Here is a 17,047-nt window from a genome sequence, read left to right as displayed (position 1 = left end):
GCCGGTGAACCACGGACCCGGGAGAAGGAATGCCGCCGTTCGAGGCCTTTCTCCTGACGGATGAAAGAGCGCGTCTCCACGGCCCCGGCGGCGAGCGGATCTCTGCGGGGATATCCCACGGCCGGGCGTTGCGATAAATTACCCTTGGTGGCAATGTCTTTACCCTGAGTGAATCGCATCGGTCGGCTCAAGAGAGTAGGCGCGCTCATGCAGGCTTTCACGTTGCCCGAGTTCTACATGCCATATCCCGCCAGGATCAATCCTCATATGGAGCGTTCCCGCGAGCACAGCGCGGCCTGGGCCCGGCAGATGGGCATGCTCGACGCACCCAAGCCCGGCGGCGGCGTCGTGTGGGACGACGCCGAGCTGGCCAGGATGGACTACGCGCTGATGTGCGCCTACACCCACCCGGACTGCGACGGCCCCACCCTGGATCTGATCACCGACTGGTACGTCTGGGTGTTCTTCTTCGACGACCACTTCCTTGAGCAGTTCAAGTACTCCCGCGACCTTCTCGGGGCGAAGGCCCACCTCGACCGCCTCGAACTGTTCATGACCGCGGACGGGCAGACGCCGCCGGAGCCGGCCAACCCGGCCGAGGCGGGGCTGAAAGACCTGTGGGAGCGTACGGTTCCGGCGATGTCGCACGGGTGGCGGCAGCGCTTCATCACCAGCACGCACAACCTGATGGTGGAGTCGATGTGGGAGCTGGACAACATCGACCGCGGCCGGATCGCCAACCCGATCGAATACGTGCAGATGCGGCGGAGGGTCGGCGGAGCGCCCTGGTCGGCCAACCTCGTCGAATACGCCGTCGGCGCGGAGATCCCCGACGGTCTCGCCGGCACGCGACCGATGCGGGTCCTGTCGGACACGTTCTCGGACGCGGTGCACCTGCGCAACGACCTGTTCTCCTACCAGCGCGAGGTCCAGGAGGAGGGAGAGAACTCCAACGCGGTGCTGGTCTTCGAGCGATTCTTCGATTGTCCGACGCAGGAGGCCGCCGAGCTCGTCAACGACCTGCTGACCTCCCGGCTGCAGCAGTTCGAGAACACGACGCTGATCGAGGTCCCGGCCTTGCTGGCCGAGAACGCCGTGCCCGTGCACGAGCAGATCGGGGTCGCCGCCTACGTCAAGGGCCTGCAGGACTGGCAGTCCGGCGGACACGAGTGGCACGCGAGATCCAGCCGGTACATGAACGAAGGCGCCGCCTCGGGGCCCGCCGGCGTGCTGAGGGGCCCGACCGGCCTGGGCACCTCCGCCGCCGTACCGATGCCCTCCCCGGCACGGCTGGGCCTGCGGCGCAGGTCCCAGCAGCAGTCCCACACGCCGTTCCAGCCGGTGGGGCATCTGCCGCCGCCGGATCTCTACATGCCCTACCCGATCCGTACCAGCCCCCACCTGGACGCCGCGCGACGCCACGCGGTCGGCTGGGCGCGGCGGATGGGCATGTTCGACTCGATGCCCGGGGTGGAAGCCGGCGGGCTGTGGGACGAGCGGCGCTTCATCGGCTTCGACTTCGCCCACTGCGCCGCGATGATCCACGCGGACGCGAGCCCCGAACAGCTCAACCTGTCCTCGGACTGGCTGGCCTGGGGAACGTACGGTGACGACTACTTCCCCGTGGTGTTCGGGGTGCCCCGCGACCTCGTGGCGGCGAAGCTCTGCAACGACCGGCTGTCGGCGTTCATGCCGCTGGACGCCGGGACCACCCCGGAGCCGACGAACACGATCGAGCGGGGGCTGGAAGACCTGTGGCGGCGCACCGCGGGGCCGATGAGCATGCCCGCCCGGCAGCAGTTCCGCAAGGCGGTCGAGGACATGACCGAGAGCTGGTTGTGGGAGCTGGTCAACCAGACCCAGCACCGTGTCCCCGACCCGGTCGACTACATCGAGATGCGCCGCAAGACGTTCGGGTCGGACATGACGATGAGCCTGGCCCGGCTCGCGCACTCGGACACGGTGCCTGCGGAGATCTACCAGACACGGGTCATGCGGGAGCTGGACACCGCGGCGCAGGACTACGCCTGTTTCACCAACGATCTGTTCTCCTACCAGAAGGAGATCGAGTTCGAGGGCGAGGTCCACAACCTCGTCCTGGTCGTGGAGAACTTCCTGGAAGTGGACAGGTGGAAGGCCCGAGACGTGGTGGCCGACCTGATGACAGCACGGATGCAGCAGTTCGAGCACATCATCGCCACCGGCCTGCCTGCGCTGTTTGACGATTTCGCCCTCGACGAGCCGACCCGCAGGATTCTCACCCGCCACGCCGACGACCTCAAGGAGTGGATGTCGGGCATCCTGGAATGGCACCGCAAGTGCGCGCGATACACCGAGGCCGAGCTCCGGCGCAGCCGCATTCCGGAAGCGCCGACGGGCTTCTCGCTTCTGCCCACGGGGCTGGGCACCTCGGCGGTGCGGGTCGGGGCCGGTAGGTTCCGAGGCTGAACGGCCGGCCGGGCAGGGCGTGACCAGGGGTGATGCTGAGCCGGGCAGGGCGTGACCAGGGGTGGTCCGACCGGGCAGTCCGAGTTCCGGCCGTGATCCTTCTCGGCTCCGCCTGGGAAACAGACACGGGCACCCACCGGCTACAGGCCGGTGGGGCCTCGGTACCTCGACCCGGGCGGCGGCCTTCCCTTTCCCTCGGCCCACGACCACGGATGGAGCGGGCAGGCCAGGTCGTCACGGCATGTTGCGGCTTCTCACTGTGGTCTTGCGGTGCTCCGCCTCGTCGCTCCGCGGAGTCACCAACCCGCCTGGGCGAGGACACCCCGATGCCTGGTCGGGCGCGACTAGCGCTCGCAGACCAGGCCGTCTCCGTCACGATCCTGGTACCAGGCGTATTCGGGGTCGACGCCCCGCCGGTAAGGTCCGTAACCTGCGGCGTTAGCCTCCCCGCACGTCCGGAAGCGCGGGTCGTTCCCGGTGCTTGCCGTATCACTCGGCATCGGGGTGGGGCTCGGCTTCGGGGTGGGGCTCGGCTTTGCGGTGGGGCTCGGCTTCGGTGGGTTCGGAGTCCCGGTCGAGGTCGGGACGGGCGTCGGAGTGGCCGTGCCGCCGCACTTTCCGGACCAGACCCGGAGACGTTCCCTGGCGGCTTTCTCCTCCACCTTCCTCAGGCGTTCGGTGAACCGGTCATTCGGTGTCATGGACTTCCATTTCGCATATCCATACCGAATGAGGTTTTGGTTGACGAAAACGCCGTCGGAATTCCAGACATAGAGAAGGCTCAGGCCATTCCTGTCCTGAGGTTTCCTGTCGGCCAGCGTGTACGCCATGGAGCCCACCGGCAGCAGCTTGGCCGCCCGCGCGGTCGCCTCCTTCGCCCAGCACTCCTTTCCGCCGGGCGCGTTCACCTCCAGCACCCGGACCTTCGACTCCTTCCGTCCGATGAGCAGGACCAAGGTGTCACCATCGATGATCTTCTTCACCTTCGCCCGGACCGCCCCCGCCGGTACGTTCGGTGCGACGCCGTCCGGAAGGGCGAAGCCCGCGGTGGCGAATGTGACCACGGCGGCCAACGTGATCGTCGTAATACCTCTTCTCACATGGAACTCCTGATGCCTGAGGAGGGCGGGCCGTCAAGCCAGCAGAATTTGGACCGATTTAATGCGAAATCAATAGACATAAAATAAACGCACTAAATGGCAATAATGGGTGGACGATAACAGGCGACCCCGCTCCGCCCGTGCGGCACCTGAGCCGCCAGAGGGCAGGCACAGGGGCCAAGTGGCGCAGAAGCGGGTCTTGTTGCTACGGTGTACGACTGAAGCAAGTCGTAAGCGGAGCATGTGCGCAGGTCAACGGCTTGAATCGCGGGGCCTTAGCTCAGTTGGCAGAGCGCCTGCTTTGCAAGCAGGATGTCAGGAGTTCGAATCTCCTAGGCTCCACCCTCCTCAGGACACACAAAAGCCCAGGTCGGTCGTGGTCTCCGCAGCCTGGGCTTTGATTTTCATTCGGCCCCGGCCAGCTTCCGGATGGACGCCCCGGCATTCGCGGCCAGGGTGTCGCCGTGTGCCGCAGGTCATGAAAGTGGGGCTTCGGAAAGTCCACCTCCTGAAGCGCCCATCCCAGACGCACCGGATGAAGTCGGCGTTCCTGGGCGGCCCGTCATCCGGCCCCGCGAAGACCAGTCCCCTGTCACCGTCCTGAGTGAAGTCCCTCACGTGCGCCCGCAGATCCCGATGATCACCACCGTCCGCTTACCGGCGTCCGACGTGAGGTCGGCGGAGGCGAGGTTCTTGCTGATGAGCAGTATGCCGAAGGCTGCCGCCTGGCTGTACGGGGTTCCGGCAGTGGTGCCGCGATGCGGGTTCCATGCTTGGGCCCAGAGGAACAGGTAGTGACCTTGGGCGAGGAAGATCCCGCCAAGCACTGCCGCTACCAGGCGACCCGTGGCGTTGATACCTGGCGGATACACGGCTGAGCGCGCACGGATACCCGGTGAATACGGAGTGGAAGAAAGCGGCCTCCAGAGTGGCCATGGCGTCGTGAGGGCGGCGTGATTCCACCGTGAAGGAGTCCTTGATGCGTGTGCTGGTGTGTGCTCTGCTCGGCCTGGCGGTGCTGACCGGCTGTGGGGGAAACACAACCCCCGCAGCCGACGGCGGCGGCGCCACGGTGGACAAGGCCCGCGAGCGGGAGAACGCCATCGCCACCTGCATGAAGCAGAAGGGTTTCCCCTACACCTCCTCGGTCAGCCGGCCCAAGAAGGCCGATGCGGACCCCGCTGACTACGCGGCGATGAAGGAGGCCCGCGGTAAGTATGGCTTCGGCGTCTTCTCCGCCGTCGTCTATCCGAAGCCGCCGGAGACGCGGGCGCCGGACCCCAACCAGGCGACGATCGGCGGCCTCTCCGGCGCCAAGCGGGACGCCTACCTCAAGACCATGAACGAGTGCCGGGTCGCCGCCCTCCGGCAGGTGAACGGCCTGAAGGTCACCTCGGTCGCCGACTATCAGGACCAGATGAGCACGGAGATCGAGAACATCGACAAGGATCTCGACAGCGACCCCAAGCTCCTGGAGCTCGCCGCGCCGTTCGCCGAGTGCCTGAAGTCCAAAGGCGAGCGGGTGACCTCCGCGAAGCCGCTCGCGCTGAGCGCCCGCGGCATGGAGGTATGGGGTGAGCAGGCCGATCGGCTCGGCAAAGCGGGCACCGTCACGGCGGAGGCGGCCAGGCCGTACCTCGCCAAGGAGATCACGTCGGCGTTGGCCGATCTGGAGTGCGGCAAGGACTTCTACGCCGCCTTCATCCCCCTGCAAAAGCGGCTCACCAACGAGGCCCGGGTGAAGTACGGATTCCAAGAGCGGTGATGCGCACCCCTCGCGGCAAGCTGCTGCTCGTGCTGGCCGTGGTCTTGGTGGTCGCGGGGGCCGGCTGGGGAGTGAGCACTCAGCTGCGCTCCCCAGCCGACGAGGCGGCGGTGCGCAAGCCACCCAGACCATCGCTGGTCACCGCCCCGGTCGAGCGGCGCAAACTGGTCAGCACCGTCGTGGTCAGCGGCACCCTGGAGTACGGCTCGCCGTACCCGATGTCGTTGGCCGGGGTGGTGGGCGGCAGCGAAACCGCTCAGCGGGCCACTCGTGCTCCCCGGCGGGGCATGATCGCGGAGGGCGCGGTGGTGATGGAGGTGAACGGGCGCCCGGTGTTCGTCTTCTCCGGCAAGGTGCCGATGCACCGCAGCCTCCTCCCCGGCGCCAAGGGGGCCGATGTCAAGCAGTTGCAGAGGGCGCTGCGCAGACTTGGTTACCGCACGCCCGTGACCGGAGTGTTCGACCAGGCGACCATCGCCGCGGTGTCGCGCTTCTACGCCAGGCGGGGCTATGAGGCACAGCAACCCACCTTGGAGATGCGGCAGAGGAGCGATGACCTGCGCAGGGCCGTACAGACCGCGCAGGAGGTGCTCGTGACCGAGCGTAAGGCGCTTGATCAGGGCATGGATGTGCTCCCGCTGAACGTCAGGCTCGCCAATGCCCGGCGGGATCTGAAGGAGGCCAGGCGGGCACTGGGGAGCGCGCGGGCACAGGACCACACCACCGAGGACGAGGCCAAGGTCGAGGCCGCGGAGAGCGCTGTGCGGACGGCTGAGGAGAGGCTGCTGACCGCCGAGCGGGAGCTCGCCCAGGCTAGCGCGACGCCTACCCCCGCACCCACCTCCACGCCCAGCCCCAGCGCCGGCGCCCCGATCGAGCCGCCTGCCGACACCCGCCTGCTCGAACTCCGGGTCGCCAACGCCGGAGCGGATCTGGCCGCCGCCCGGTCGGCGCTGAAGCGAGTGCTGGAGGAGGCCGGGATCGCGCGGGACAAGCGGCTGACCGAGCTGGAGAAGAACGTCCGGTCGGCGCGGGAGGCCGTCGTCACCGCCGAGCAGACGCTCAGGCAGGCCAGGCAGCTCTCGCCCGTCAGGCTGAAGGTGGCCAACGCTCAGCGTGACCTGGCCGCGGCACAGGCGCTGCTGGCCGAGTTCTCCCGGACCTACGGCACCACCATCCCGCCGGGAGAGATCGTCTTCCTGCCCAAGCTGCCGGCCCGCCTCCACAGGGCGACCGTCAAGGCGGGCGAGCTGGTGGACAGGCCGATCGCCACGGTGACCAGCTCCACCTTCGTGGTCTCAGGTTCGGTGGACGCGGCTGAGGCCGGGCGGCTGAAGACGGGGCTGAAGGCGACCATCGAACCCGAGGCCGGCAGGACCGTCCCCGGCACGGTGACCTCCCTCGGCGGACGCGACGCGAAAGGCGCCGTGCCGGTAATGATCACTCCTGCCTCGATGAAGGGCCTCAAGAAGCTCGCCGACGCTCCCGTCACCGTCCGTGTGACCATCGGTGCCACCGACAAGGAGGTGCTCGTGGTTCCCGCCGCGGCGGTCGTCACCGCCGCAGACGGCAAGGCCCGGGTGCAGGTGGAGACCGCGCCCGACCAGACCACGGAGGTCGAGGTGCGCACCGGCCTGGCCGCCGACGGAGCCGTGGAGGTGACCGGCGACCTCAAGCCGGGCGACCTGGTGGTGATCAACAGTGCCTGAGCCGGTCATCCTGCTCGACGACCTGACCAAGGAGTTCCCCACCGATCCGCCCGTCAGGGCGCTCTCCGTCATCAACCTAAGAGTCGAAAAATCGGGCTATGTAGCCATAGTTGGCCCGTCGGGGTCCGGCAAGTCCACCCTCCTCAACATGCTCGGCCTGCTCGACCGGCCGACCAGCGGCAGCTACCGGCTCGACGGCATCGAGACCACCACGCTGAAGGAGGGCGCGCGGACCAAGGTGCGCGGCAGCCGTATCGGCTTCGTCTTCCAGTCCTTCCACCTGCTGCCGCACCGCAGCGTGCTGGAGAACGTCATGCTGGCCGAGGTCTACGGCGCCGGGCCGCGCACGGGTCGGCGGAAGCGCGCGATGCGGGCCCTGGAACGGGTACGGCTGTCGCACCGGATGGACTTCCTGCCAGGCAGGATGTCCGGCGGAGAGCGGCAGCGCGCCGCCATCGCCCGCGCCCTGATGGGTGAACCGTCGCTGCTGCTGTGCGACGAACCCACCGGCAACCTCGACAGTAAGAACACCGACGCCGTGCTCGACCTGTTCGACGAGCTGCGCGCCCAGGGCATGACCATTGTGGTCATCACCCATGAGAACGAGGTGAGCGACCGGGCAGGGCGCCGGGTGCGCATCACCGACGGCATCCTCGCGGAGGAGTAGATGTGCACCCGCGCGACCTGCTGAACGAGGCCATGGCGGGCCTGCTGGCCCGCCCGGCGCGCTCGGCGCTGACCACGTTGGGCACCGTGCTGGGCATCACCACGCTCGTGGTCACCCTGGGCGTCGCCGCGACGGCGGGCAACCAGATCGTCGGCCGTTTCGACGAGCTGACCGCCACCTCCGTCACGGTCGAAGTCCCGGAGAACCCGTTCCCCCTGGTCGACTGGGCCGACGTCAGCCAGGTGACCCGGCTGCGCGGGGTGGTCTCCGCCGCTGCCCTCGCCGAGTCGGAACAGAGCGCCAACCTCAGCGTCCGCTCCAACGACATCGTGGACCCCACCCGGATCACCGACCAGACTCTCACCGTGGTCGCCAGCAGCCCCAGCCTGCCCGCCGCGGTCAAAGGCAGAATGGTCGAGGGCCGCTACTTCGACGCCGGGCACGTCGCCCGCGGGGACAAGGTCGTCGTGCTGGGCCAGCACGCGGCCAAGATGCTGGGCATCACCCGGCTGGAACGGGCCCCGGCCGTCTTCATCGGCACCCAGGCATACACCGTCATCGGCGTGCTCGGCGATCTGAAACGCGAAAAGAGCCTCGCGAGCGCCGTCCTGCTGCCGCCGGCCATCGGAAAGCGCTACGGCCTGAGCATCGTGACCCGGGTCCTGGTCAACACCGGCCTCGGCGCCGCGGAACTGATCGCCGAGCAGGCGCCGGCCGCACTCAGTCCCGGCAACGAGGCCCTCCTCCAGGTCATATCGCCGCCCAGCCCCACCAGAGCACGCGATGCGGTGGAAGGCGATGTCAACGCACTCTTCCTGATCCTCGGGCTGGTCTCCCTGGTCGTCGGTGCGGTCGGCATCGCCAACGTCACGCTGGTGACCGTGATGGAGCGCATCGCTGAGATCGGCTTGCGCCGCGCCCTGGGCGCCGCCCGCCGCCACGTCGCCGCGCAGTTCCTGCTGGAGTCCACCCTCACCGGGTTGACCGGCGGCATCATCGGCGCTTCCGTGGGGATCGTCGTGATCGTCGCAGTCTGCGCCGCCAAGCAGTGGACTCCGGTTTTGGACGTGCGGCTGGCCGTCATGGCACCTGCCGCCGGTGCCGTCGTCGGGTTGCTCGCGGGCCTGTACCCGGCCCTGCGCGCCGCCCGCATGGAACCAGTCGACGCACTTCGGTAGATATGGTGCATTTTCATGACATTCCTGCTGCTCGTCGAGGACGACGCGGTGATCCGCGCGTCCGTCAGCCTGGCCCTGGAACGCTACGGCTATCGAATGGCCACCGCCGCTGACGGGCTGAGCGGCCTGGAGGCGGCCCAGGCGGGCGGCCATGACCTCCTGCTACTGGATGTGATGCTGCCCGGCCTGGACGGCATCAGCTTGTGCCGCAGGATCCGGGAAACCAGTCAGGTGCCGATCCTCATGATGTCGGCCCGCGGCGACGGCCTGGATATCGTCGCAGGGCTGGAGGGCGGCGCCGACGATTATGTGGTCAAACCAGTCGACCTGCCGGTGCTGGTGGCCAGGATCCGCTCGCTGCTGCGCCGGGCCACCATCGCTCAGCCCCAGCCCACGACCGGGCAGGCCGCCGCGAGTGCGGTGCTCACCTTCGGCGAGCTGAGCATCGACACCGGTTCGCTGGAGGTACGGCGGGCGGGGCAACGCATCGAGCTGAGCCCGACCGAGTTGCGGCTGCTGCTGGAGTTCGCCGCCCATCCCGGCATCGTGCTGGAACGGGCGACGCTGCTGCGCACCGTGTGGGACTACGGATGGGACGGCGACAGCCGCGTGGTCGACCTGTGCGTACAGCGCCTGCGCAAGAAGGTCGGCGCCGAGCGCATCGAGACGGTCCGCGGGTTCGGGTACAAATTGAGCGTCACATGAATCCGGCTTCGCTGCGATGGAAGATCGCCGTCCTCGTCACGCTCGCCTCCGCCGTCGTCGCCGCCATGGTAGGGCTCCTGGTTCACCGGGCGACCTGGCAGCGCGACCTGGACATCGGCGAGGCCCGAGCCCGGATAGCCCTCGACAGGTCACTGGCCCCCGCTGACCGGCCCGGCGGCACGCCCGACGACGTGGTGACCGTCGCGGCGCTCCCTGACGCTTTGGCCGCCCAGCTGCGGCCCGGCCGGACGGTGATCTGGTACGGGCTCGATCATCGGGACGAGCCCTGGATGTGGGCGGCCCAGCTGTATGGCGGCGACGGCCGTCAGGCGGTGAGCGTACAGATCTCGATGGGTTCGGAGCTACTCAGCCTGTACGCGCTGGACCGCAACATGGCCAAAGCCGCACTGCTCGCCCTGGCCGGGGTGGTACCGCTGTCGGTGCTGGCGGCCGAACTCCCCAACCGGCGGCTGCGGCGCATGGCCCGCACCGCCCGCGAGATCGCCGACGGCAACCTGGCCGCCCGCACCGATGCGGGTGGCCGGGACGAGATCGCCGAGATCGGCGCCGGGCTCAACTCCATGGCCGCCGGCCTGCAGCGGCGCCTCCTCAGCGAGCAGCGCTTCACCGCCGACGTCGCCCACGAGCTGCGCACCCCGATGATGGGCCTGATGACCTCGGCCGAGCTGCTCCCGGACGGCGAGGTCACCGACCTGGTACGCGACCGGGTGCGGGTGCTGCGGACCCTGGTGGAGTGTCTGCTGGAGATCTCCCGCCTCGACGCGGGCGCCGAGCGTGCCGACCGCGTGCCGGTGCCGGTCGGTGAGGTCGTCGAGGAGTCCGTACAGCGGACCGGGCTCCAGGCGGCGGTAACGGTGACCGGCGCACCGGTCGCGGAGACCGACCCCCGCCGTCTCGACCGGATCATCGCCAACCTCGTCATCAACGCCCACCGGCACGGACGCCCTCCGGTGGAGGTCGCCGTGGAAGGGACGGCCGTCGTCGTACGCGATCACGGCCCCGGCTTCCCGGACGAGCTGCTGGCCCACGGGCCGCAGCGGTTCCGCACCGGAGCGGCCGAACGCGGCCAGGGGCACGGCCTCGGCCTGGCCATCGCCTTCGGCCAGGCCGAGGTCATCGGTGCCGACCTCACCCTCGCCAACGCCCCCGACGGCGGCGCGGTCGCCATCCTCCGTCTCACTTCACCAGCTGGTCGGAGCACCGGGCTGACGCACGGTTGACACACGACCAAGCCGGTGCGGAAACACGGTCACGGCCGGATTGACACGTGGGCGGCGCAGCGTATTCGGTATGCGATGTTCCTTGGTGTTTCTCCTGCTGGCGAGCGCCCTGTCCGGCTGCGCGACCATGCCGCCCGTCTCCGGGGCCACCGTGCCCGGCGTACTCCTGCCGTGGCCGGCCGAGGGCCAGGCGGCGATCGAGGTGGAGGGCGTGGGCAGCCTGGGCGCCAGCGGTGAGCCGAATCCGGTGCCCATCGCCAGCGTGACGAAGGTCATGACCGCCTACGTGATCCTACGCCGCCACCCGCTCCGGCCCGGCGACGACGGCCCGCTGATCAAGGTGGACCGCACAGCCGCCGACGAGTCTCATACGCTGCGGGAGTCCACCGCCCCGGTCAGGGAGGGCCAGCGGGTACGGCTGCGCCGCATGCTGGAGCTGATGTTGGTGCCGTCGGGCAACAACGTGGCCCGCCTCCTGGCCCGCTGGGACGCCGGTTCGCAGGAGCGCTTCGTCGAGCGGATGAACGCCACCGCCCACCGTCTGGGTATGTCCAGCACCAGGTACACGGGCGTCAGCGGCAACGAGGACAGCACTGTCAGTATCGCGGCCGACCAGCTCAAGCTGGCCAAGGAGGCGATGCGCGATCCGGTCTTCCGCGAGGTGGTGGCGCAGGCGGACACCGCTGTCCCCGGCGACGCGAGAAGGCTGTCCAACACCAACACGCTGCTGAGAAGGCACGGTGTCATCGGCATCAAGACCGGCTCCGGCACCGCCGCGGGCGGCAACCTGATGTGGGCCTCCCACGTGCGGGGCCGCTTGGTGCTCGGAGTGATTCTCGGCCAGGCGTCGGGCACCAACCCGGCCGCAGCCAAGGTGGCGGCGCTGGAGGTGGGCGGGAAGATGAGCGCGGCGGTCGAGCAGTGGCTGCTCAATCGCTGGTAAGAGCCGCCTTCAAGGCCGTCTGTGATCGTTGGCCTCCGATGGCCGAGGAACGTCTACCGGCTGATGTACACGCGAAGACGGCCTTGATCATCCGTCCCCGGGCTGTTGCCCCTCCGGGGTGGGACGAGGCAGACGGGAAGATCAGGCGGGTGCGGTGCGTACGTCCGCATGGGGTTTTCGGGGCTCGTGGTCCATGTCTGATCTCTTCACCGTACAGCCGGGTAACCCTCAGCCGACGTGACAGCCGTACGGCCGGCAGGCCGCGCCGGGAGACCTGCGGCCCAGATTGCCACGCCGATGTAGAGGATCTGCTCGGGGACTCGCTGCCACAGCGGCTCCGCCGTACCGCCTGCGAAGGGCACGTCGGCCAGGGCGGCGTAGATGTTAGCCGGGAGCATGAGCACGAACAGCAGCGCCAAGCACAGACCAGCCGCCCGCTGGGTGCCCGGCAGGACCAGCCCCGCTGCTCCCGCCAGTTCCAGAACGCCGGTCAGGTAAACCACGAATGCCGGGAACGGGATGATCGGCGGGACCATGGCCAGCATGTCGGCGTGGTTCGGCATGAAGCTCACACCCGGCGGTACGAAGTGCGCACTGGCCGTCATCACCAGCATGACGGCCAGTCCATGCGCGGTGCTCACTCGCCAGGTGGCGAAACGGGCCGGCCCCGACAGCGCCCCCAGCAGGCGGAAACCCAGAGTGGCCAGGACAAGGACGATCACGGTCATGAAACTCACCCACCTTTCGATAGTCACACTATCCAATAATGGATAGTGTCGCTACCCAATGAGGTGCCGCCTCGGCCTGCGCGCGGTCGATCGCGCCTTCGTCCGCCGCGTCGAGCGAGAGGAGGCGACCCGCATACCGGAGCGGCCCGAAGTGCGATACCGCATGACCGTGTCTCACGCCCCGGCACGCCCGTCCTCGTGCTGGTCTGACTTCATCTCGACGTTAACTTGCAGACGTCAGACAACGACGGCCTATGGAGGCACTCATGTAGCTGCTCGTGGTGTGGTCCCCGGCCCGTTTGGTAGAGCCTTGAGCATTGAGGCAGGCCTAAGATCAACACATGCGAACCGGGTACAACGAGGCTTTGACGATGCTCGGGTACGTGTTGGGCATGGTCGCCTCGTCCGTACTCATCGAATGGGCACACGAGAGTGATCGGGAGTCGCTCAGCGAAGTTCTGCTCATGTGTTCCCTGTTGTTCGAGGTTGCATTTCTCTTCGGGTTGGTCCGGCTTCTCTTTCGTGGGTTGCGGTCGGGCGGTCGATTCCTCGCGCGTCGGTGGCGGGCGACGGGCTCGCAGGCCTCTCCCAGGTCGCCGGGCCATTAGCGGGCCATCAGGGGCGGTCAACAGCGGTCAGTCACGGTCACTCCCAGGAGCCCGCCGCCCGGCTCACCGCCTGTACGGTCCAAGATCCGACTGATTTGCAAGCAGGATGTCAGGAGTTCGAATCTCCTAGGCTCCACTCCCTCTCGGACGCACAAAAACCCAGGTCAGGCATGCTGTCGTAACCTGGGCTCCGATCTTCATTCGGCCTTCTTCCGCTTCCGTGCCCGTTGCGTGCCCGATCCCTTCGCCAGGGCCCCACGGGCGAGGTCGTCGAGCTTGCGGGCCACCTCCCGCTGCCGCTCGTCGGTCAAGGCGGCGCCGCTCCAGCAGCCAGTCGGGGAAGTAGGAGACCGAGCGCAGTTTCGCAATGGCGAGTTCCACGGTTCCTGCGTGGGTGTCCCAGTCGCGGGTGCGGTAGCCGTTACGGGAGTTGGTTCGCTCGTCGCTACGCCGGCCGTACTCGGCTCCGCACAGGCCGTCGGCCTCGGCCGACACAGGCGTCTCGGCCATGGCCTTCACCATGGATCGCAACGGATCCGGATTGCCATGATCGATCTGCTCCGCCGGCCACGCGGTGGGGTCCACACTGTCGGGTACGGCCATCGCGTGATCCTTCGAACTTGATCTTCGCACTCGAAGGATCACGCGATGGCCGTCCTCATTTCACGACGCCACGCCTACTACCTCGGGAAACTCATACACCACGTCCGTGGACGCAACCCTTCCAGCTTGGGGCGCCCCGCTCTCGCCGACCAGGCGGTCGAGCGTCATCCTCCAGGACGACGCCGTCGCGACCTCCGGAGGAGCCGGCCGAGACCCGGTGACGATGTGCGGGGCACCTCCGCGGCGGCAAATTGGGCCGGGTGACCACCTCTCCCCCACGAAACCGCCTCGCAATCGTGCCGATCCTGATCATCGCCGTCTGGGCGGTGAGCTATCTGCCCCTCAGCCTGCTCTGGGCTGTCGGAGGGCCCGCATATCCCTTCGACGCCGGCCGTGCGGGCTCGGGCAACACCCTGCTCGACCCTCTTCCAGCGGCGGCCGGCGGGGCCGTGCTCGCGGTGTCGGCGCTGGTGGCCGGCGTCGTCGCCGTGCTCGCCGTCAGAGGTGCGCTCAACCGGGCCCCCGCCGTCGTGGCCATCGCGGTCGGCGTCGGCCTGGCGGTGCTCCTGCCTGACGTGCGCATCATGATGACCGCTGGGTATCTGCCGGTGATGCTGGTTGCCGCGCTCGCCGGCCAGGCCGAGTTCTCGATGATCGCGACCATGCTCACGTGGCCGAGCGTCAACCTGCTCATCCTGATGGCGGCCGGCGTCAGCCTGATGATCCTGGGGACGCGCGCGCTGATCGCAGGGGCCGGGCGGCCCGGTAGCGCCGCCGGCGCGCTACGGGTCGGGCAGTACGCGACCGCCGTCGCGGTCGCCGTCCCCGTCGTCTACGCCGTCACCCGCTTCGGCTGGCTGCTGGGCGTGCCTGTCGGGATCAGCGACCAGTTCCTGGCCCACATCGCCGAGATCACCCCGATCGGCGCCGGTCTCAGCACGCTCGGTCTCATCGGTGCGGTCCTGACCGTTGGCTTGGTCCGGCCGTGGGGCGAGATCTGGCCGCGCTGGGCGCCGTTCCTGCGCGGGCGTCCGATTCCGGCGAGGCTCCCGGCCTACTCGGCTCTGGCCGTCTCCCTCCCCATCACTTCCGCCGGACTGATGTACGTCCGCAAGAAGCTCACCGGCGAGCAGGTCGGCCCTGCGGGGGCGGACAACGAACTGGGGGCCTGGCTGCCGGAAATGTTGTGGCCGCTGTGGGGTGCGGCTCTGGCGGTGGCCGCGCTGGCGTACCTCTTCCGCCGCCGGCACCTCGTTCACGCACGCCGACCATAATGGTGGGCGTGCGAGAGTCCCCGTCATCTTCCGACGCCGCGGTGGACTCGTTTCTCGACCGGCATCAGGTGAGCACCGATGCCCTGCTCGCGGTCCTGCTCTTCCTGCCGCTCGGCCTGGTCTCGTTGAGCCTGCTCCGGGCCTCGGACAGTCCTCCGCCGCTCCGCCTGCTCGCGGGTCTCGGCCTGCTTGTGCTGCACGGGTGCGTCGTTCCGCGTCGGCTGCGCCCGCTGGTGGCGTACGGCCTGGCCGCCGCGGCGATGCTGCTGCTGGTGGCACTGCCGCCCCTGCATGACCCGGGCGGCGCCTACTATTCGGCGGTGCTGCTGCCGAGCACGCTGGTCTTCGGGCTGCTGCTCTACACGGTCTCCGGCCGGCTCGACCTGCTGCCCAGCCTGGCCTGTCTGGCCGTCGCCCTGACGGGTGTGGCTCTGATCCTGGCGCGTCTGTGGAATCCGGCCTCATGGGGCGGCTCGTCGGGCTCCTACGAGCTGGTCGCGTGGCGGATCGGGCTGTCGGTCGGCCTGGTCGCCGCAGCGGCGTGCCTATGGTCGCTGGGCCGCCTCAGCCGGATCCGGGTGTTGTTCCTGTCCGAGCTCAGAGCGAAGGCCGAGCGCGCGGAGGCCGACCGTGCGCGGGAGCGGCAAGAGGCGGCGCGGGCGGAGCGCGACCGCATCAGCCGCGAGATGCACGACGTGGTGTCCCACTCGCTCGCCGTCATGGTCAGCCAGGCGGAAGGCGGTAGGCTGTCCGACCCCGGCTCGCCCGGGGCGGGTGTGTTCGCCACCATCGCCGGGGTCGGGCGCGAGGCCCTGCGCGACATGCGCGGGCTCCTGGGCGTGCTACGCGCCGACGGCGGCACCACTCCGCAACCGGGACTCGGCGATCTCTCCGACCTGCTCGACCAGGTGCGCGGCACAGGCGTACGGCTCGCCGTACAGGAGGTCGGGGACGCCCGGCCGCTGCGCCCCGCCGTCGACCTGACCGCCTATCGTGTTATCCAAGAGGGACTGACCAACGTGATCAAACACGCGGGGGCGACGGCCGCCGCCGGCATGACGCTGGCCTGGCGCGCGGACAGACTGCACATCACCATCACGAACGACGGCGCCGGGCCGCCCGCCGGAGAGGCCGGCGTCGGGCTGACCGGGATGCGCGAACGTCTCAGCATGGTGGGAGGCACCCTGGAGGCCGGCAGACGCTCCGGCGCCGGCTTCGAACTGTCGGCCACCCTGCCTTATGAGTCGAGGAGTCTCCCATCATCCGGATCATGATCGTCGACGATCAGGAGCTGCTGCGCAACGGCCTGACCATGGTCGTCAGGTCCCAGCCCGACATGGAGGTGGTCGCCGAGGCCGCTGACGGCCTGGCGGCCCTGTTGGCGCTGGAGTCGCGGCACGTCGACGTGGTGGTGATGGACATCCGTATGCCCCGAATGGACGGTGTCATCGCCACCAGGGAGATCCAGCGGCTGGACGACCCGCCGAAGGTGCTGGTGTTGACCACGTTCGATCTCGACGAGCACGCCCTGGCCGCGCTGCGCGCCGGTGCGAGCGGGTTCATGCTGAAGGACGCGCCGGGTGAGGAGATCATCGCTGCGATCCGGCACGTGCACCGGGGTGACTCGATCATCGCGCCCGCCACGACCCGCCGGCTCGTCGGGCGGCTCGTCGCGAAGGCCGACACCGACCCGGACGCCGTGCTCAAGGTGCTCACGGAGCGTGAGCGTGAAGTCTTCCTCAGCCTGGCCGGAGGCGCGTCCAACGCCGAGATCGGGGGCGAGCTGTTCTTGTCGGAGACCACGGTCAAGACCCACGTGGGGCGCATCCTGACGAAGCTCGGGCTGCGCGACCGGGTCCAGGCGGTGGTGCTGGCGTACGAATCCGGCGTTGTCACTCCGGGCGAGCGTTAGGCACCGACTCACGCGCATCGCGTCCAGGCCCCTGGGGTGCGATCGCGTACACGGCCACGGCCGCCACCAGCGCGCGCAGCCAGTCCGGCCGGAGGCGCAGCGGGGCGAGCAGGATCAGGCCTGCGAGGTAGGCCGGCATGAACAGCGCCAGGTACGCCACCGAGAA

The 17,047-nt window shown here is 68.8% G+C and carries 15 protein-coding genes, 1 tRNA gene and 1 pseudogene; 12 read left to right on the top strand and 5 right to left on the bottom strand.

The window, feature by feature from the left end; genetic code table 11:
* The first annotated feature begins 207 nt into the window (after positions 1–207).
* Positions 208–2,448, top strand: a complete 2,241-nt coding sequence (locus tag BM085_RS15705) for a family 2 encapsulin nanocompartment cargo protein terpene cyclase (protein ID WP_093887721.1) — start codon at positions 208–210, stop codon at positions 2,446–2,448.
* A 344-nt stretch (positions 2,449–2,792) separates the two neighbouring features.
* Here the strand turns inward: BM085_RS15705 and BM085_RS43055 are convergent, their stop codons facing one another.
* On the bottom strand, positions 2,793–3,548 hold the full coding sequence (locus BM085_RS43055; RefSeq protein ID WP_143120939.1) for a thermonuclease family protein: 756 nt from the start codon (positions 3,546–3,548) through the stop codon (positions 2,793–2,795).
* Between the two features lie 269 nt (positions 3,549–3,817).
* Here BM085_RS43055 and BM085_RS15690 point away from each other — a divergent pair.
* A tRNA-Ala gene (locus BM085_RS15690) sits at positions 3,818–3,890 on the top strand.
* 272 nt (positions 3,891–4,162) lie between these two features.
* Here BM085_RS15690 and BM085_RS15685 read toward each other — a convergent pair.
* A complete protein-coding gene (locus BM085_RS15685; protein WP_093887720.1) occupies positions 4,163–4,375 on the bottom strand; it encodes a hypothetical protein in 213 nt (70 codons plus the stop codon).
* A gap of 152 nt (positions 4,376–4,527) precedes the next feature.
* Between BM085_RS15685 and BM085_RS15680 the strand changes: the two genes are divergently transcribed.
* From BM085_RS15680 to BM085_RS15650, 7 genes are all read left to right on the top strand, one after another.
* Positions 4,528–5,313: a hypothetical protein gene (locus BM085_RS15680; RefSeq protein ID WP_093887719.1), complete on the top strand. Its 786-nt coding sequence runs from the start codon at positions 4,528–4,530 to the stop codon at positions 5,311–5,313.
* Entirely contained in the window at positions 5,313–7,022 is a 1,710-nt protein-coding gene (locus tag BM085_RS15675) for a peptidoglycan-binding protein (protein ID WP_245789343.1), read from the top strand. Before BM085_RS15680 ends, BM085_RS15675 begins: the two co-directional genes overlap by 1 nt.
* The gene (locus BM085_RS15670) at positions 7,015–7,689 is read left to right on the top strand and encodes an ABC transporter ATP-binding protein (protein ID WP_093887717.1); all 675 of its coding nucleotides are present in this window, start codon (positions 7,015–7,017) and stop codon (positions 7,687–7,689) included. The genes BM085_RS15675 and BM085_RS15670 overlap by 8 nt, the downstream gene beginning before the upstream one ends.
* A gap of 2 nt (positions 7,690–7,691) precedes the next feature.
* Positions 7,692–8,867: an ABC transporter permease gene (locus BM085_RS15665; RefSeq protein ID WP_093887716.1), complete on the top strand. Its 1,176-nt coding sequence runs from the start codon at positions 7,692–7,694 to the stop codon at positions 8,865–8,867.
* 15 nt (positions 8,868–8,882) lie between these two features.
* Positions 8,883–9,572 carry a two-component system response regulator CseB gene (gene cseB, locus BM085_RS15660; protein ID WP_093887715.1) on the top strand — a complete coding sequence of 230 codons (690 nt, stop codon included), beginning with the start codon at positions 8,883–8,885 and terminating at the stop codon, positions 9,570–9,572.
* The gene (locus BM085_RS15655; RefSeq protein WP_093887714.1) at positions 9,569–10,813 is read left to right on the top strand and encodes a sensor histidine kinase; all 1,245 of its coding nucleotides are present in this window, start codon (positions 9,569–9,571) and stop codon (positions 10,811–10,813) included. The genes cseB and BM085_RS15655 overlap by 4 nt, the downstream gene beginning before the upstream one ends.
* A 70-nt stretch (positions 10,814–10,883) precedes the next feature.
* A complete protein-coding gene (locus tag BM085_RS15650) occupies positions 10,884–11,756 on the top strand; it encodes a D-alanyl-D-alanine carboxypeptidase family protein (protein ID WP_093887713.1) in 873 nt (290 codons plus the stop codon).
* Between the two features lie 206 nt (positions 11,757–11,962).
* Here BM085_RS15650 and BM085_RS15645 read toward each other — a convergent pair whose 3' ends face one another.
* Together BM085_RS15645 and BM085_RS15635 are read right to left on the bottom strand one after the other, a co-directional pair.
* Positions 11,963–12,484 carry a DoxX family protein gene (locus BM085_RS15645; RefSeq protein ID WP_245789342.1) on the bottom strand — a complete coding sequence of 174 codons (522 nt, stop codon included), beginning with the start codon at positions 12,482–12,484 and terminating at the stop codon, positions 11,963–11,965.
* 905 nt (positions 12,485–13,389) lie between these two features.
* A pseudogene (locus tag BM085_RS15635) lies at positions 13,390–13,695 on the bottom strand (transposase); the annotation flags it as partial.
* Positions 13,696–13,991: 296 nt separating this feature from the next.
* Between BM085_RS15635 and BM085_RS15630 the strand changes: the two are divergent.
* The 3 genes from BM085_RS15630 to BM085_RS15620 are packed head-to-tail and all read left to right on the top strand — an operon-like array spanning position 13,992 to position 16,881.
* The gene (locus tag BM085_RS15630) at positions 13,992–14,969 is read left to right on the top strand and encodes a hypothetical protein (RefSeq protein WP_093887711.1); all 978 of its coding nucleotides are present in this window, start codon (positions 13,992–13,994) and stop codon (positions 14,967–14,969) included.
* Between the two features lie 8 nt (positions 14,970–14,977).
* Positions 14,978–16,243, top strand: coding sequence for a sensor histidine kinase (locus tag BM085_RS15625; protein WP_143120938.1), 1,266 nt, complete (start codon positions 14,978–14,980; stop codon positions 16,241–16,243).
* Positions 16,240–16,881, top strand: coding sequence for a response regulator transcription factor (locus tag BM085_RS15620; RefSeq protein WP_093887709.1), 642 nt, complete (start codon positions 16,240–16,242; stop codon positions 16,879–16,881). The genes BM085_RS15625 and BM085_RS15620 overlap by 4 nt, the downstream gene beginning before the upstream one ends.
* Here the strand turns inward: BM085_RS15620 and BM085_RS15615 are convergent.
* On the bottom strand, positions 16,862–17,041 hold the full coding sequence (locus tag BM085_RS15615; RefSeq protein ID WP_093887708.1) for a hypothetical protein: 180 nt from the start codon (positions 17,039–17,041) through the stop codon (positions 16,862–16,864). The two genes, BM085_RS15620 and BM085_RS15615, sit on opposite strands and share 20 nt — an antisense overlap.
* Positions 17,042–17,047 lie beyond the last annotated feature (6 nt).

The sequence above is a fragment of the Streptosporangium canum genome, from assembly GCF_900113865.1.
Taxonomy (GTDB): Bacteria; Actinomycetota; Actinomycetes; order Streptosporangiales; family Streptosporangiaceae; genus Streptosporangium; species Streptosporangium canum.
Note: the sequence above shows the minus strand (reverse complement) of the source record. Positions and strands in the feature narration are given on the sequence as shown.

What these genes read in the sequence shown, in the direction of transcription:
- BM085_RS15705 (WP_093887721.1), top strand. Translation starts at nt 208, where the DNA reads ATGCAGGCTTTCACGTTGCCCGAGTTCTACATGCCATATCCCGCCAGG.
- BM085_RS15680 (WP_093887719.1), top strand. Translation starts at nt 4,528, where the DNA reads ATGCGTGTGCTGGTGTGTGCTCTGCTCGGCCTGGCGGTGCTGACCGGC.
- BM085_RS15675 (WP_245789343.1), top strand. Translation starts at nt 5,313, where the DNA reads ATGCGCACCCCTCGCGGCAAGCTGCTGCTCGTGCTGGCCGTGGTCTTG.
- cseB (WP_093887715.1), top strand. Translation starts at nt 8,883, where the DNA reads ATGACATTCCTGCTGCTCGTCGAGGACGACGCGGTGATCCGCGCGTCC.
- BM085_RS15655 (WP_093887714.1), top strand. Translation starts at nt 9,569, where the DNA reads ATGAATCCGGCTTCGCTGCGATGGAAGATCGCCGTCCTCGTCACGCTC.
- BM085_RS15650 (WP_093887713.1), top strand. Translation starts at nt 10,884, where the DNA reads ATGCGATGTTCCTTGGTGTTTCTCCTGCTGGCGAGCGCCCTGTCCGGC.
- BM085_RS15645 (WP_245789342.1), bottom strand. Translation starts at nt 12,484, where the DNA reads ATGACCGTGATCGTCCTTGTCCTGGCCACTCTGGGTTTCCGCCTGCTG.
- BM085_RS15620 (WP_093887709.1), top strand. Translation starts at nt 16,240, where the DNA reads ATGATCGTCGACGATCAGGAGCTGCTGCGCAACGGCCTGACCATGGTC.